The sequence below is a fragment of the Paenibacillus sp. FSL R7-0302 genome, assembly GCF_038006885.1.
GTDB lineage: Bacteria > Bacillota > Bacilli > Paenibacillales > Paenibacillaceae > Paenibacillus_AQ.
This window is the reverse complement of record NZ_JBBOWB010000001.1, coordinates 4,619,208-4,635,217: the sequence shown is the minus strand read 5'-3', so window position 1 is coordinate 4,635,217 and position 16,010 is coordinate 4,619,208. Positions and strand designations below refer to the sequence as shown.

Annotated in this window: 9 protein-coding genes and 1 other annotated feature; of the genes, 5 read left to right on the top strand and 4 right to left on the bottom strand. The window is 55.7% G+C overall.

The window, feature by feature from the left end; all coding sequences use genetic code 11:
* Positions 1-520: 520 nt before the first annotated feature.
* The 4 genes from MKY96_RS20020 to MKY96_RS20005 are packed head-to-tail and all read right to left on the bottom strand — an operon-like array spanning position 521 to position 6,235.
* On the bottom strand, positions 521-1,693 hold the full coding sequence (locus MKY96_RS20020) for an ABC transporter permease (protein WP_340942680.1): 1,173 nt from the start codon (positions 1,691-1,693) through the stop codon (positions 521-523).
* Positions 1,690-2,391, bottom strand: a complete 702-nt coding sequence (locus MKY96_RS20015; protein ID WP_340942677.1) for an ABC transporter ATP-binding protein — start codon at positions 2,389-2,391, stop codon at positions 1,690-1,692. Before MKY96_RS20015 ends, MKY96_RS20020 begins: the two co-directional genes overlap by 4 nt.
* Positions 2,388-3,692 carry an efflux RND transporter periplasmic adaptor subunit gene (locus MKY96_RS20010; RefSeq protein ID WP_340942675.1) on the bottom strand — a complete coding sequence of 435 codons (1,305 nt, stop codon included), beginning with the start codon at positions 3,690-3,692 and terminating at the stop codon, positions 2,388-2,390. Before MKY96_RS20010 ends, MKY96_RS20015 begins: the two co-directional genes overlap by 4 nt.
* On the bottom strand, positions 3,689-6,235 hold the full coding sequence (locus tag MKY96_RS20005) for a hypothetical protein (protein ID WP_340942674.1): 2,547 nt from the start codon (positions 6,233-6,235) through the stop codon (positions 3,689-3,691). The genes MKY96_RS20010 and MKY96_RS20005 overlap by 4 nt, the downstream gene beginning before the upstream one ends.
* Positions 6,236-6,455: 220 nt before the next feature.
* Positions 6,456-6,732: a binding site (T-box leader), on the top strand.
* 59 nt (positions 6,733-6,791) lie between these two features.
* On the opposite strand from MKY96_RS20005, the gene pheS reads away from it, so the two are divergent.
* The 5 genes from pheS to MKY96_RS19980 all read left to right on the top strand — a co-directional run bounded on the left by pheS (position 6,792) and on the right by MKY96_RS19980 (position 15,982).
* Positions 6,792-7,826, top strand: a complete 1,035-nt coding sequence (gene pheS, locus MKY96_RS20000; protein WP_340942672.1) for a phenylalanine--tRNA ligase subunit alpha — start codon at positions 6,792-6,794, stop codon at positions 7,824-7,826.
* A gap of 341 nt (positions 7,827-8,167) precedes the next feature.
* On the top strand, positions 8,168-10,612 hold the full coding sequence (gene pheT, locus MKY96_RS19995; RefSeq protein ID WP_340942670.1) for a phenylalanine--tRNA ligase subunit beta: 2,445 nt from the start codon (positions 8,168-8,170) through the stop codon (positions 10,610-10,612).
* A gap of 204 nt (positions 10,613-10,816) precedes the next feature.
* Positions 10,817-13,135, top strand: a complete 2,319-nt coding sequence (locus MKY96_RS19990; RefSeq protein ID WP_340942667.1) for a hypothetical protein — start codon at positions 10,817-10,819, stop codon at positions 13,133-13,135.
* A gap of 427 nt (positions 13,136-13,562) precedes the next feature.
* Positions 13,563-14,552 carry a sugar-binding protein gene (locus tag MKY96_RS19985; RefSeq protein WP_340942665.1) on the top strand — a complete coding sequence of 330 codons (990 nt, stop codon included), beginning with the start codon at positions 13,563-13,565 and terminating at the stop codon, positions 14,550-14,552.
* Positions 14,549-15,982, top strand: a complete 1,434-nt coding sequence (locus MKY96_RS19980) for a sensor histidine kinase (protein ID WP_340942663.1) — start codon at positions 14,549-14,551, stop codon at positions 15,980-15,982. Before MKY96_RS19985 ends, MKY96_RS19980 begins: the two co-directional genes overlap by 4 nt.
* The last annotated feature ends 28 nt before the right edge of the window (positions 15,983-16,010 follow it).

Below are 16,010 nucleotides of genomic sequence, written 5' to 3'. Positions count from 1 at the left end.
CCCCGCGCAGAACTTTTGCAAATCTCATGGGTGTAGCTTTGGTGCATGCGAAACTTATCCTTATGCGGAATATGGCTTCATGCAGGCATGTAAGAGAGTATACATTAGCGAGTCCTAGAGAGCAGGGGAAGAAAGAGGCAATAGAAAGAATAACTTCCGGTTAGATCGCGGTTTCTTTTCACCAGTATATAGGACATCCCTTAAGCAGAGCAATTGCTGAAAAAATAATAAGCCCCGTCAGCTTCCGCTGCGGATGCACAGGCCGTGAAGCACACCCTGGAGCCGGAGTGGAAACAGTGGAGACATATCCGTTACAGCCGATACAAAGAACTATTATGTATACCCTACTACTATGTAAAAGGTATTCTGACCTTTGAGTCCTATTACCCACTTTTGCTGCAAACGATACCCCTTTGGTATCAATTGTGCATTAAAAATAAAACAGAAAAATCCGCCAGCCCGGGAATCTGAGACTGGCGGATGGAACAGCAGATTACAAACTGCAGCGTCTAGGAGGACGCTACTCGTTGCGTAGCGCATGAATAGGGCGCATTCTTGCAGCCTTGCTTGCAGGAATCATTCCGAATACGACACCGATGATCAAGGAGAAGGAAAAGGAGATCAGGACCATATTCCAGGAGGGCGCCACATTCAAGGCGGTATAATGACCGACAGCCCAGCTAGCGCCAAGTCCCAGTGCGACTCCGATCAGGCCCCCGGTGCCGCTTAAGACCACGGACTCGATCATGAACTGCAGCATAATATTCTTTTTTTTGGCCCCGATGGCCTTGCGGATGCCTATCTCTCTGGTTCGCTCATTGACCGAGACAATCATAATGTTCATAATCCCTATCCCGCCTACAAATAACGAGATACCCGCGATACCACCAAGGGCCAAGGACAGAGTGGCGCTGGTCTCATTTACCGTTTCCAGCATCTCCCGGGAATCAAAAACAGAGTAGGCATTCTCGGCTGCACTGAATTTGGCAGTAAGGCTGGCCTCCAGCTTGGTTTTGACATCATCCACATTGTCATTTGAAGTGGTGGTGAGGGTAATGGAGCGGACTCCCTTGCTCTGCAGGAACCGTTCGGCTGTGGAGATGGGGATCAGCAGCTTTTCGTCGCTTGAGCCGACGCTGGTGGAGCCTTTACTCTCCAGCAGCCCGACGATCTTGAAGCTGCTTCCGTTGATCTGTACCTTTTGGCCTACAGGATTATCTGTACCGAATAGATCCTCCGCTGTATCTGATCCGATTAACGCAACCTTCTGCCGGTATTCTGTATCCATCTCAAGCAGGAATCTTCCGGATTGCACGTGGAAATCCTGAACCTCTTCGTAGGCAGGTGTAATGCCTTCTACGGATACGGAAACGTTCTCGGTACCGTGCTTGGCGGTAACGTTCCCGGAGATTACCGGGGATACATTGTCCACCCCTTCAATCTCACCCAGGGCCAGGGCCTCCTCGTAGGTTAGCGAAGTGGTGGCTCCGCGGCCCATAATGTTGACGGTCAGCTGGTTGGTTCCCAGGGAGCTTAGGGACTCTGTAATCTGTGAGGTGGTGCCCTGGCCCACAGCGACAAGTGCAATAACGGAGGATACCCCGATAATGATGCCCAGCATGGTAAGAAAGGCTCTTATTTTACTGCTGAGGATACTTTTGAAGGCCATTTTCATACTCTGGTACAGCATCATGAATGCGCCACCTTCCGATCCTCTACAAGATCCCCGTCCTGAATCCGGATCACCCGTTTGGCCTGCTCGGCTATCTCCAGGTCATGCGTGATCAGAATAATGGTATGCCCCTGTGCGTTAAGCTCCTTAATCATCTCCAGAACTTCCTTGCCTGTCTTGGAGTCCAGCGCTCCGGTTGGCTCATCGGCAAGAAGAATAGGGGGGGTTCCGGCAAGGGCGCGGGCAATAGCCACACGCTGCTGCTGGCCTCCGGACAGCTCGGAGGGACGATGATTCATTCTGCTCTCCAGGCCTACCCGGACCAGGGCACTGCGGGCAATCTCTCTGCGCTCCCTATGGGACATTCCACGATAGATCAAGGGCAGCTCTACATTCTCTACCGCTGATAATTTCGGCAATAGATTAAAGTTTTGAAATATAAAGCCAATCTTTTCGTTGCGGATCTGGGCCAGCCTGTTGTCAGACAGCCTGCGGATCTCCTGGCCGTCCAGGAAATAATCGCCTTCATTCGCCACATCCAGGCAGCCCAGCATGTTCATCAGGGTGGACTTGCCTGAACCTGACGGGCCGATGATCGCAACGAATTCACCGTGATGAATGTTGAAGCTCAGGCTTCTCAGAACCGTCATCGATTCTCCGGCCATCGTGTAGCTGTGCTGCATCTTCTCCACCCGGATCAGCGGCTCTGGTGAGGTCATCGTCCGCCACCGCCTCCACTGAAGCCACCGCCGCCGAAGCCGCCCATCCCGCCGCCAGCACCTCCACCGGTACCACCTCCGCCACCGAAGCCGCCCATCCCGCCCATGCCGCCTTGCTGCGGAAGCTGCGGGGAGGTAGCATTGCCTGAGGAGATCACGGTCGGGAGGATCACTTCATCCCCTTCACTTAAGCCGCTGACGATTTCGATGCTGCTCTCATTGTGGATACCAGCCTCTACAGCTATCCGTTTCATGCCTGAGGCGAGACCGGCTGGACCTCTGCTTCCGGCTGCTCTGCCGGGGAACTCCGCGCCAGCAGAGGGCTTGGTTTCAGCAGCACCTCTGTCCGCCCTGCCGGATTCTTCATCCCCGGTCCCCGGCACATTGACGAAGGATTTCCCGTTTATCTTCGTTACAGCTTCGATGGGAACGGTCAGAATATCCTTCTTCTCTTCGATCGTAATCGCCACCTCCGCAGACATGCCGATAAGCACACCCTCTGAGTCATTTAATCCTACAGTGACGTTGAACAGGGAGACACCATTAGAGGAGGTCCCTTCTTTGGCGATATCTATGACCTTACCGGTAAAAGACTTGTCCTCAAGGGCATCCAGTGTAATGGCCGAGGCTTGATTCAGCTTGATTTGGGGGATATCCAGCTCATCTACCTGTACGGTTACGCTTAGATTCACGTAGTCGGTCATAGTGAACAGCTCTGTGCCATTCTGGGCCTGTTCGCCGTCCGTAATATTTACGGCAGTGATCGTTCCGTCGATAGGAGCGGTCAGCGGATCAGGCGGAGCCATATCTTCATGGATGGCAGCGATGGATTCCTGCCCGTCCACGATATCGCTATTGGCTTTATCAATAGCTTTTTTTGCCGATTCCAGCTCCTCCTCTGTCGCGTTATTCATAGCCAGCGTCTTGTAGCTCTCCTGTTTATTCTTAAGCTCTGTCTTGAGATTCTCCAGTGACTTTGTCGCTTCCTTCAGCTTATCGTCCAGATCGCCCGCAACAAACGTGATCAGCACAGCACCTTTTTCAACAACATCGCCTTTCTTAACCATGACCGTATCGACCTTCCCGGCTTCTTTGGTACGGATGCTCTCGCTGTTGATCGCCGATACTGCACCTGAACCCGAGACACCCACCAGGATATCCCCCTTACTGGCAACTGCCGTATTCAGCGGAGCGGCATTGATCTGCCGGTTCTGATCCGGCCAGAGCCTATAGCCCGCAATCCCTGCAATAGCAACGAGGACTATCGCTGAAGCGATAATGATGATCTTCTTCTTATTCATTGTGCAGCTCCTTCGGGGGAAGAGGTGGTTGCTTTGGCGGTAACCTCAAGGGAATAGGCCTGGCTGGCGAGCTCTGTCCGCACTCCCTGGAATTCATCGTAGAATTTAAGGGCATAGGTGCCGGAGCTCAGATTTTTGAACAGGACGCTGGTAAGGGTCGTAGAATAAGAATTGTTTGTTCCCAGGGTCAAGTCGGTGCCGAGCATCAGTGCTTTCTCATGAGACTGTCCATAAGGATCTATAACCTGAAGGATGAGCTTATGCTGGTAAGCGCCTGTCTGATAGGTAGTATCCTGATTGAGATTGTAATTGAACGTCACTGCAATGCTGCTTGCACCCTTGGTGAGTTCCCCTGTAGAGCTGGTAACTGCCAGTGTATAAGGGAAGAGGGGGACAGAAGCCAGATTGGTCAAAGGGGTAACCTCTGCCGGTGTCAGTGTCAGCGCTGCCGTATTCACGTATCCCGTCGCAGCCGTTCCTGCGGCAGTCAGCTTGCCATCCGCAATCGCCTGGCTGATATACAGCTGAAGACCTGCGGTGTCCAGTGTGGCCGGGACTTTCGCCCAGAAGGTAACCAGTGTTTTGCCTTCAGGGCTGGTCGACAGCTCGGACTGGTTGGCGGTTGCTTCAAAATATTGCCCGTCAGCAGTCCTGAACTGCCCGTACAGACGGGCCAGATCTGCCTGCCGGACTTCGTCGCTGTTCATTTCCACTTCGCTGTACACCAGGTTCGAGCCGGTTCCTGTATACAGGAGGGTGGAACGTTCCTTCACGGTGGCTTTTTTGCCGGTGGCTGTGATCTTGAAGGCTTCCCCTGCAGCCAGCGGAGCTACACTCTTAACGGTACTGTCGCTTGTACTGAGAGAGAGGAATTGCGACACTTCTGTACCCTTGGTCTCCTGGAGGATGAGCTTGACTAGCCTGAAATCCAGAGTGTATGGAATATGGCCTTGAACCGTTATTTGAGTGCTGGCACCAGGGGCAAGGACTGAAGAGCTGTTGTCCGTATAAGTCTGCGAAGAGGAGCTGAGATCCTTCTGATCCACCAGGAGTATTCCTGTAAAAGCAGGCAAAGTAATGGTCTTGGACGTTGCATTGCGTATCGTTAGTACAGCCTGTACCAGATCCTCGCTGCCCCAAGGCAGACGCAGCAGGGAGTCCAGAGAGACAGCGAAGGTACCATAGGTATTGGTTACGCTGGTCTCGGCAGCGAGATGAATCTGGCTCTCCGGCGTGTAAGGGATGCGGAAATAGGCCACAGGCAGCGTTACTTTATCCGCGCTGGCCGCAGGAGCAATCATTTGCAGCTCCAGAGAATTCTGAGCCAGCTCCAGCGGAACATTCGCGCTCAGCTCAATCAGCTTCTCTTCCAGCGGCTTCAGGGTCAGGCTGCTCAAGGCAGTGGCCGTCACCGGGAAGCTATAGCCTTCCGCCGACTTGACGTTAAGCTCATAAGCAGGCAAAGTGACCGCTGTGCTGCCGGTATTCTTCACCCGGAGCTGATAGCTCCAGACACCGTTCCCGTTATCCGCATGCACATTTGCCTTCAGCAGCTGCATGTCCACCGTATTGCTGCCGATGGAGACCTTCTTGGTGTAGCCCGCCGCTACGGTGAAATCTGCGGTTACCGCAGCCGGAAGTGCGTAGGAAGAGACAGGCAGGTACAGCTTGAGTCCTTCATCCAGCTTGGCGATCTGTAGCGTCAGCTTGCTGACATTCATGTAAGAAGGGATCTCGGTCATATAATAGAGCGTCCTCTTCTCCTGAGGCTGGAGCTTGAATTCGGGGCTGCTGTCATCCAGCGTAAGCGTGAAGACAGAGCCGCCCAAGGATTTCAGGTACAAGGTATAGCCCGGATCTGTAAGCACTTTGTTACCCAGATTGGTTAGGCTAAGCCCGACCTTGGCATAGACTTTGCTGTTATATTTGTAGATTTGCACGGATTCGGCTTTGGTGCCGGCTGTAATACCGCCGAGTTCGACCTTTCGGGTCTCCCCTATCAGGGAAGACAGTGAGTAATTGGAAGGAATCGTGAACGTGCCTATACGCTGTTCATAATTAGCGGCGCTGAAATTCCAGCCGTAGATGTTGATTTTGAGTCCTTTGACTGAGGCGGCAGTTCCAATATTCGCATAGTATGTAAGACTGGTGCTTTGTTTAGCAGGGATTTTCTTGACCGCACTGTCTGCGCTGACCGGAATTCCCTTAATGATGCTGCCGCCCGCAGTTACAACTTTGGAGAAATAGTCCGCCAGATTGACGCTGCTGCCGGCAGTGTTGGTATAGGTAAGCGTGTAGGTGAGAATATTACCGCCGGTTTGGCTCTGAATCCCTACATGGCTCAGCTTCACCTGAAGCGCGGTGCCGAGCTTGAGCGCACTTAGACCGTTAAGTGTGGAGACTTCCGTGACCGCGCTTGCTGCTGTGGCAGCCGTTGAACCGGATGAAGCGGCATAGGCCGTGGTTCCCGTGCTGCCTGCGGTTTGACTTGCGGCAAATGTGCTGAGCAGCAGCAGAACAAATGCTTTTTTTCGTGTAAGCATGTAATTTCCTCCTTGTATGATCTCTTAAGGGAAAATATCAACATTGACTGAATGTCCGCTGAAAAAAAAGCCGTCAAACCGCGCTGAAGCTTAAAGGGAGCTTAAAAGAAGATAAAAAATAAGCGGAATGTGCGAGGCTTGTCAAACGGGCTGTTTTTGCATATAATAGATGGGTATATCTTCCCAAGTGGAGGATCGAAGTGCAGAGGTTATAATCCGCATACATGCAATGATGGAGAAGAGTACGCAGTGCCTGGCTTACAGGGAGGAAGCGCCGCAGATTGAGAGCGTTTCTAAGAGAGCAGAGCTGCCGAAGTTCACTCCGGAGCAGTTCCCTGAATGTGCTTGAAGAGCGCTAGTAGGGGGGACCGGCCGCAGACCGTTATTTCTGTATAAAGTGAGACAGGTCTTTGCCGCACCGAAAGAGGGAATATTGCTCTTAAGGGAAGCGTACGGCCGTCTAACAAGGGTGGTACCACGGTCTTTTCGTCCCTTTACCGGGAGGAAAGGCCTTTTTTTGTTGAACAATATGAGATTTGAGGGGGCAGTACAAGCCATGAAAGACAAATTGGAAGCACTGAAGGCTGAGGCGCTGACGAAGCTGCAGGCGGTAAACGATCCGCAGATTCTGAATGACCTTCGTGTCAAATACCTTGGCAAAAAAGGCGAGCTGACAGAGGTTCTGCGCGGTATGGGCGGACTAAGCGCGGAGGAGCGTCCGGTGATCGGCCAGGTGGCCAATCTGGTGCGCAGCGCCATTGAAGAGGTGATCGGCGCCAAGCAGGAGCTGTTCCAGCAGCAGGAGACAGAGAGCCGTCTGAATGCGGAGAAGGTCGATGTAACCCTGCCGGGCCGCGGCCTGCCGCAGGGCGGCATTCATCCGCTGAGCCGGGTGATCCAGGAGATCGAGGATATTTTCATCGGCATGGGCTTCCAGGTTGCAGAAGGACCGGAAGTGGAGACGGATTATTATAACTTCGAGGCGCTGAACCTGCCGAAGAACCATCCGGCCCGCGACATGCAGGATTCCTTCTATATCACGGAAGATATTCTGATGCGTACCCAGACCTCGCCGGTACAGGTGCGTACCATGCAGGCCATGAACGGGGAGAGTCCGGTCAAGGTCATCTGTCCGGGCAAGGTGTTCCGCCGTGACGACGACGATGCGACCCACTCCTTCCAGTTCCACCAGATTGAAGGCCTGGTGATCGGCCGCAATATCCGCATGAGTGACCTGAAGGGTACCCTGCAGCAGTTCACCAAGGAGATGTTCGGGCCCGCGGCGGGCATCCGCCTGCGCCCAAGCTTCTTCCCGTTCACCGAGCCTAGCGTTGAGGTGGATGTAAGCTGCTTCAAATGCGGCGGCGAAGGCTGCCGTCTCTGCAAGCAGAGCGGCTGGCTGGAGATTCTCGGTGCCGGTATGGTGCACCCGAATGTGCTGCGGATGGGCGGATATGATCCAGAAGAATACAGCGGCTTCGCGTTCGGCATGGGCGCTGAGCGGATCGCGATGCTGAAATATGGTATTGATGACATCCGTTACTTCTACACGAATGATATGGGCTTTGTGAAGCAATTCAAGGGTATTTAGGGATTTGGCGGGTGTGTGCGGGGGCGGGACGGATATTGTTAAGCCGGAGGGATGACGGCAGTGCTAATTAAATGACTGCGATTGAAGGACCGGAGGGGAATTTTGGAACTGGAGGAGCGGTAGCGTCCGCCTTTAGGATTGGATTTCTACTGCGGCCAGCAGTGTAATCAGGAAATTCAATCCTAACAGCGGCCGGAAGTCCAAATATTCTCTGTAGGAACACTGCAATGCAGAATTTTGTTGCGCGAAGTTGACGTGGGCTTGTTTATATCCGCTTCCGCGCCCCGGCGCAGGCCGGCATGGAGATCAATACATCTGAAACAAAAAGGAAGTGTGCGATTATGAAAGTATCAACCGCCTGGCTGGCCGATTATATATCGCTGGAAGGGGTGACCGCAGATGAGCTGGCGGATAAAATCACCACCGCCGGCATTGAGATTGACGGAGTAGAACGCCGCAACAAAGGGATTTCCGGGATTGTGACCGGCTACGTGAAATCCAAGGAGAAGCACCCGGACGCCGATAAGCTGAACATCTGTATCGTCGATGCAGGGCAGGGTGAGGATCTGCAGATTGTCTGCGGAGCTAAGAATGTCGCAGCGGGCCAGAAGGTTCCGGTCGCGCTGGTAGGCGCCAAGCTGCCGGGCCTGGAGATCAAAAAAGCCAAGCTGCGCGGCGTGCTGTCGCAGGGGATGATCTGCTCGGCCAAAGAGCTGGGCCTGAACGACAAGCTGCTGCCCAAAGAGCTGCAGGAGGGCATTCTCGTGCTGCCGGAGCAGACCGAGGTGGGCCAGGATATTCTCAAGCTGCTGGGTCTGAATGACGAAATCCTTGATTTCGACCTGACGCCGAACCGTTCCGACTGCCTGAGCATGATCGGTGCCGCTTATGAAGTAAGTGCAGTGCTGGGCCGTGAGCTGAAGCTGGCTGATCCGGCGGCAGAGCTCGTGGAAACGGGCGGGAAGGCTGCGGACTCCATCACGGTTACCATTGAGGACGAGGCATTCTGCAGCCATTACGCCGTGCGTTATATTGCCGGAGTGAAGACCGCGCCGTCCCCGCTGTGGATTCAGAACCGCCTGATGGCGGCCGGGGTACGTCCGATTAACAATATCGTAGACATCACCAACTATGTGATGCTGGAATACGGACAGCCGCTGCATGCATTTGACGGCGGGCAGGTCCAGGGCGGAACCATCGGTGTACGGTTTGCCCATGAAGGGGAAGGACTGGTTACCCTTGACGGACAAGAGCGCAAGCTGGAGCCGCAGATGCTGGTGATTGCAGATGGCTCAGGTGCCATTGGCCTGGCCGGAGTGATGGGCGGACTGTCTACAGAGGTTACCGCAGACACCGTTAATATCGTACTGGAATCAGCCAGATTCGATGGCGGAACAGTACGCAAGACCTCGCGTCAGCTGGGTCTGCGCTCGGAAGCATCCCAGCGGTTCGAGAAGGAAGTCGACCCGAATGCAGTCATCCCTGCACTTAACCGTGCGGCTGCCCTGATTGCCCAGTATGCCGGAGGAATGGTGCATGAAGGAATTGTTCAGGCCGGCAGTATCGCTGGTCAGGAGAAGGTGCTGCACTTATCGCTGGAGAAGCTGAACCGCTATCTTGGCACGGAGCTGTCGCTGCTGGAAGTGAAAACCTTGTTCGGACGTCTGCACTTCAAGTGTGGTGATGCGGCCCAGGGAATCGTCGAGGTCGAGGTTCCGACACGGCGCGGAGACATTACCCAGGATGTGGATCTGATAGAAGAGATCGCCCGCTTGTACGGCTACGACAACATTCCGACCACCCTGATCGAAGGCACTACGACGCCGGGCGCGCTTACCAGACAGCAGTCCCTGCGCCGTGAACTGCGACGCCTGCTCTCGCTCGGCGGGTATCAGGAGGTTATGGGCTATTCCTTCATCCAGCCGGAGCAGACCAAGCTCTTCCCGATCCTGGCGGAAGGCAGGCAGTCTGTGAAGCTGGCGATGCCGATGAGCGAGGAGCGCAGCGTGCTGCGTACCAGCCTGCTGCCGCAGCTGCTGGAAATTGCCCTCTACAATACGAACCGCCGCCAAGGCGATCTGGCGTTATTCGAAATCGGCAACGTCTTCTTCACGGAGGAAGAAGTCCTTACCCGCCAGCCGAGTGAGCTGCCGGTACTGGGACTGCTGCTGAGCGGTACGCGTGCAGCCAAGCAGTGGAACGTGACTGCTGAGCCGGTGGATTTCTTCGACCTTAAGGGTGGGCTGGAGACTGTATTTGCGCATCTGGGCCTTACGGATCGCGTAGTCTACGAAGGGGATGCGCCTGAAGGCTATCATCCGGGACGCTCCGCTTCCATCTATCTGCTTCAGGCAGAGGGCCGTGTGAAGATCGGTTCGATGGGGCAGCTTCATCCTGAGCTGCAGCGCCGGATGGATCTGGAGGATACGTACGTATCTGAAGTTCTGCTGCAGCCTCTCTATGATGCGGCACGCGCCCAGCTGCAGTACAGCGAGCTTCACCGCTTCCCGGGCATGGAGCGGGACATTGCGGTGGTAGTGGATGACGCGGTTCCGGCAGGCGACCTGATCGCGGCGATCCGTGAGCATGGCGGCACATTGCTGCAGAATGTGCAGGTATTCGATATCTACACAGGAGGCAAAATGGAGGCGGGCAAGAAGAGTGTTGCCCTGTCGCTCCTGTACCGCCATACCGAGCATACGCTGACAGACGAAGAAGTTGTGGAAGTGCATGACAAAGTGGTCTCAGCGCTTGAACAAACTTTTGGTGCAGAATTAAGAAAATAGCAGGAATTGTGCAAAGCCGCAGCGAATCCATTTAGAAACAGAGATTCGCTGCGGCTTTTCTGTACCCTTGTGAAGTGCGGAGGAACATGCAAATAAATGCAGTGGACGCGTGCTTTTGCCAAAGGTCAGGAAATCACGCTACAATAGGAGTAAGAGCAAAGAAACCAACTTAGAATCCGCACACATACAAAGGAGGGCACAACTGTGGCTATGGACCGGACCCGTGTCGCCGTGGAGATATACGGAACTTCCTACAAGCTTGTCGGAAGCAGCACAGAATATATGAAGCAGGTCGCCCGTCATGTCGATGAGCATATGCGTGCAATATCGAAATCACATTCCAGACTGGATACGCCGCGGATTGCGGTGCTTACAGCTGTACATATGGCAGAGCAGGCAATCCAGGTTCAGGATTTCAAGAATGAGCTGAATATGCTGACCGGTGAACGTACCGAGCTGCGAGTAGAGGTGTCACGCCTTCAGGAAGCGCAGCGTGAACAGCAGGAAGAATATGAGAAGCTGGAAGCGGCAGCGAAGGAAGAGGCGGCGCGGCTGATTGCCGCTGCCGAAGAAGAACGCTCAAGGCATCTGGAGCAGCAAGAGCAGGAGCGGCAGCTGCAAGCCCAGCTGCTGGAGGAAGAGAAGCAGGCTGCGGCCGCCGCCCGCGAGCAGCTAGTGCAGGAGCTGAAGGCACGCGAGGAAGAGCTTAAGGCGCTGCGCCAAGGTCATGAAGCAGAGCAGGCTGCAAGCCGTGAGGCGGCGCGGCAGGAGCTGGAAGCCGCAGAAGCCATGCGGCTGCAGCAGCTGGAAGAGTTGAAGTCTGCCCATCAGCAGGAATTGGAGCAGCTGCGCGAGACGCTGATCCGCGAGAAGACAGAGACGTTGTCTGCCCTGGAGCAGGAGCTGCATGAGACGCGGGAGTCGATGGGCAGCGAGATCGTGGAGATCCGCTCCACGCTCAGCAAGGAGCTGGCTGATACCAAGGCCGCGCTCACGAGTGAGCTTACCGGGGAACGGGAAGCGCTCGAGAAGGAGCTGGCCAAGAACAAGGAGCTGCGGCAGTCCCAGGGGACGCAGGAGCACCGGCACAAGCAGCAGCTTCAGGAGCTGGAGAAGCAGCTTGGCGAGCTGCGCGGCGGAACCGGGCAGCTCCAGTCCCGGCTGCGGGCGGCGGAGGCCGGGCTGAAGGGCGAACGCGATGCGCGGCTGACGCTGCTGGCGCAGTACGAAGCTGTGCTGAAGCGGGAGGAGCAGCTCGGGGAGGAGCTGCGGCTCGCGGCAGAGGGGGCGCAGCAGCATAGCGCCGAGCTGGAGGAAGCTCGCCAGCGCTATGGGGCTGTAGAGAGCGAAGCGGCAGAGCTGCGCGGCGCGCTGCAGGAGACGGCGGACAAGCTGAGCACGGCGCTTGAGGAGCTGCACACTGCTACGGAGCTTGGCAATCTGCTGAACGATGAACTGGAAGGGCTCCGCCAGCGTTATGAGCTGACGCAGGAAGAGGCGGCAGCTCTACGCACATCGCTGCGTGAGACCGCAGACAAGCTGAGCACGGCGCTTGAGGAGCTGCACACCGCTACGGAGCTTGGCAATCAGCTGAACGATGAGCTGGAAGGGCTCCGCCAGCGTTATGAGCTGACGCAGGAAGAAGCGGCAGCACTGCGCACATCTCTGCGGGAGACCGCGGACCAGCTCAGCCGGACGCAGGTCGAATTCGACCGGACGGCCGAGGAGGCTGCTTCCTGGCAGGAACGTGCGAACAAGCATATGGAGGATATCGGCGAGCTGGAGATGAAGCTTCTGGAAGAAGGGGAGAAGTCGGCAGCACTGCAGCGCGAAGTGGAGACCCTGCGCGGACAGGCAGACGGCATGGTTCAGCAGCTTGATCAGGAAGCGCGGCTTCGTGCCGAAGCGGAGCAGGAGCTTACCGTTCAGCAGGAGGCGGCAGAAGCAGCCCGCAAGGAACTGGCAGCGCTGCGCGGCCGTTACGAGGAGCTGATCGCGCAGTACGACGAGATTCTGCAGGACGGGGAGCAGCTGAAGGAACGCTGCGAGCTGCTGGAAGCTGAAGGCGAGGAAGCTGTGCGGCGAATGGAAGAGCTATACGAGGCAGGCCGTGAAGCTGCCGCTGCGGCGGCGGAGCAGCAGGAAGCACTCCGTGAGACCCGGGAGTACGAAGCTACCTGGAAGCAGAAAGTTGAGGAGCTTCAGCAGCGCGAGCAGCAGTGGAACGAGCAGGAGGCACAGCTGCGAGAGGAGATTGAGATCTGGCAGCAGGAGGCCGGGGAAGCCGAGGCTCAGGCGGAAGCAGTCAGCCGCTCGCGCACTGAGGCGGCGCAGCAGCTGGATGAAATCGGCGAGAGCTATGAGATGGTCCAAGGCCAGCTGCGGCTCGTTCAGGCCCAGTTCGAGCTGCAGCAGGGGGAGATGGAGAAGCTGTCCCAGGAGCATCGCAGCTTGCAGGCGGAATATGCCAAGCTGCAGAGTGAATATAATGAATGGATTCAACTGATCGAACAGGACAGTTGAATGGCGGATGCATCACAGGAAGAGCTGTTGTAAGCAGGAATGCTTAGAACGGCTTTTTCTGCTGTACAGGGACAGGGGGCGGCCTCCTATTAGGGGGACTGCAAGGGAGGGCTGCTGCTCTAAAGTTGGCTGAAGTGAAGTATTGCACCAATCCTGCACTAAATACAACATTTGTACCTCTGAGGCAGCAAATTGCGGGAAATCCTGCCTATAATGCAACATATCTTAGGCAATGACCCGCTCCACCGGTAACATTCCTGCAAAATGTGCAACATTAGGCGTTCTCATGCTGCAATCCGGTAGGAATCCTGCAAAAAATGCAACACTTGGCGAGCCCAGGCTGCAATGAAGAGCACAAGTGCCCTTGACATAATAAGTATTGCAACCGGTTACAACCCGGGGTAGGATGTTGGTTGAGGTGAACGGGATGGATAAGAAATGGGTTAGCGGCGCTGGGGTTATTGTGCTTTTTATACTGTTGTCATATTTGTTTATAGGCTTCGCGCGCCATTCTGCCCGGATGGGCAATATTGTCAAGGAATTAAGCGGCCAGCCCAGTCAGGACAAGCCCGGATATCATATTGTGCTGATCGAGCAGGAGCGGTACCACCCGTACTGGGAGATGGTCGAGAAGGGGGCGGCGGAGGCCGCAGCGAAATACGGGATAGAGATCGAATTCACGGGACCGGTGCGCAATAACATGGAGGAGCAGATCAGCCTGCTGGAAAAAGCGATTGCCGCCCAGGTGGATGCCATCATCGTCCAGGGGCTCAACGACGAGAAGTTCACGCCGGTGATTGATAAGGCCGTGAACCGGGGGATTCCGGTGATCACGATTGACACGGATGCTCCGGCCAGCCGGAGACTGGCCTATGTGGGCACTGACAATGTAGCTGCCGGTGAGGCGCTGGGGCGCATGGTAGTGAAGACGACCGGCGGAAAAGGCAAAATAGGCGTAATCATCGGCAGCGAGCTGGCCAAGAACCAGCTTCAGCGTCTGGACGGGCTGAAGAACATCGTGAAGGACTACGGCGGCATGGAGATTGTCGATGTCCGCAGCTCCAACATCTCGCATATGGAGGCGATCCAGCAGGCGGCAGATATGCTACGGTATCATCCGGAGATCGATGTCATGGTCGGGACCAGTTCAACGGACGCGCTGGGAGTCTTGCAGGCATCGAGGAGCCTGAAGCGCGGGCCGCTGACCATTATCGGCTTCGATAATCAGGCGGAGACGCTGGATGCCATCAGCCGGGGAGCGATCACAGCGACTGTTGCGCAGCAGCCCTACCTGATGGGGAATATGGCGGTCCGGCTGCTCCATGAGCATTTTAATGGTGCTGAGTTACAGCCCAGGTACTATACCGGTGTGAAGGTGCTGGATAAGACCAATGTGCAGGAGGGAGAGAGCCTATGAGTATCCGCCTGAAGCTGCTGATCTGCATTCCGCTGCTGGTGCTGCTGATGAGCTCGGTCTCCTTCGTACTGTTCCAGAGCGGGAAGAATGTGCAGGAGAGCTACCACCTGATGATGAACCGGATCATGCTGTATAAGGAGGTATCCTATGAGGTCGGCGAGAATATGCGCTCCTTGAACCGCTTCATTATGCAGGTGGATACAGACAGCTTCCCGGAGGTGGAGAAGCATCTGGGCGCGGTGCTGGAGCTGCGCAGCAGGCTGGACGGGATGAATACCATCGGGGGAAGCGGCCTTCCGCTGATGAACTACAGCCACCTTATAGATACTTTTGTCGAGCAGGCGGGCCAGATGATCACGGAGATTGACGGACAGGATGCGAATTCGCTGGCAGGTGCCTATATCGAGGCGGAGCAGACACAAAGGTTCATCCGCGAGGAGGCCCAGGAGCTGGTCGATCTGGAGCTGGACCAATATAAGCCGATCTACGCCGAGATTATGTCCACGACAGCGAAGCTGAACCGGATGGGCAGTCTGCTGGTGATTACCGCGGCGCTGCTTAGCATCTGTATGGCGGTCTGGCTGTCCGGCAGCATTACCGGACCGATCCGCCGCCTGGTGGCAACGGCCAAGCAAATCTCGAAGGGACGGATGGATACCAAGGCGCCGGAGAGCGCGGGTAACGATGAGATCAGCATACTGTGCCGCGCGTTTAACGGGATGATCGATAATATCCAGGAGCTGATGAAGGAGAACATCAAGAGTGCGGAGAAGGACCGGCTGGTCAAGGAGCTGGAGCTGAAAATGCTGCAGAGCCAGATCAATCCGCATTTCCTGTTCAACACACTGAATTCCATCGCCAAGCTTGCGTATCTTGAAGGGGCGGCGAGAACCAGTGATCTGACCGTATCCGTCTCGCGTCTGCTCCGCTATAATCTGCAAAAGCTGGACCAGGCCGTTCCGCTGCGCGAGGAGGTCGAGCATGTGAACGAGTATATCAACATCCAGCGGGCCCGCTTCCGGGACCGGATTGCTTTTGAGATGGAGATTGATGAGGAGGCGATGGACGGGATGGTGCCGTGTCTGACGCTGCAGCCGATCTTCGAGAATGCCTTCGTTCACGGTCTGGAGCAGATGGAGGAGGGGGCTATACTTACGCTGTCCATCCGTTACCGCAGCGGGCAGGTGGAGATTGTGATTAGCGATAACGGAGCGGGTATGAATCGCGAGACGGTAGCCCGGCTGATGGGATCGATTCAGCAGGAGGCGCCGCATTCCAGCGGCAAGGGCCAGTCTACCGGGCTTGGGACACATAATGTTTTTAAAAGACTGCATTTATTCTTCGACGGCCAGCAGCTCATCGAGATCAACAGCAGTGAAGGGCAGGGGACGGCGGTGCTGTTCCGGCTGCCCTTCCGGACCTCGGCCTAGAGGCACTCACCTGAAGTGAAGGGGGAAG

Excerpts from the sequence above, each read along its gene's own strand:
- MKY96_RS20020 (WP_340942680.1), bottom strand. The coding sequence starts at position 1,693 with ATGATGCTGTACCAGAGTATGAAAATGGCCTTCAAAAGTATCCTCAGC.
- MKY96_RS20015 (WP_340942677.1), bottom strand. The coding sequence starts at position 2,391 with ATGACCTCACCAGAGCCGCTGATCCGGGTGGAGAAGATGCAGCACAGC.
- MKY96_RS20010 (WP_340942675.1), bottom strand. The coding sequence starts at position 3,692 with ATGAATAAGAAGAAGATCATCATTATCGCTTCAGCGATAGTCCTCGTT.
- MKY96_RS20005 (WP_340942674.1), bottom strand. The coding sequence starts at position 6,235 with ATGCTTACACGAAAAAAAGCATTTGTTCTGCTGCTGCTCAGCACATTT.
- pheS (WP_340942672.1), top strand. The coding sequence starts at position 6,792 with ATGAAAGACAAATTGGAAGCACTGAAGGCTGAGGCGCTGACGAAGCTG.
- pheT (WP_340942670.1), top strand. The coding sequence starts at position 8,168 with ATGAAAGTATCAACCGCCTGGCTGGCCGATTATATATCGCTGGAAGGG.
- MKY96_RS19985 (WP_340942665.1), top strand. The coding sequence starts at position 13,563 with ATGGATAAGAAATGGGTTAGCGGCGCTGGGGTTATTGTGCTTTTTATA.
- MKY96_RS19980 (WP_340942663.1), top strand. The coding sequence starts at position 14,549 with ATGAGTATCCGCCTGAAGCTGCTGATCTGCATTCCGCTGCTGGTGCTG.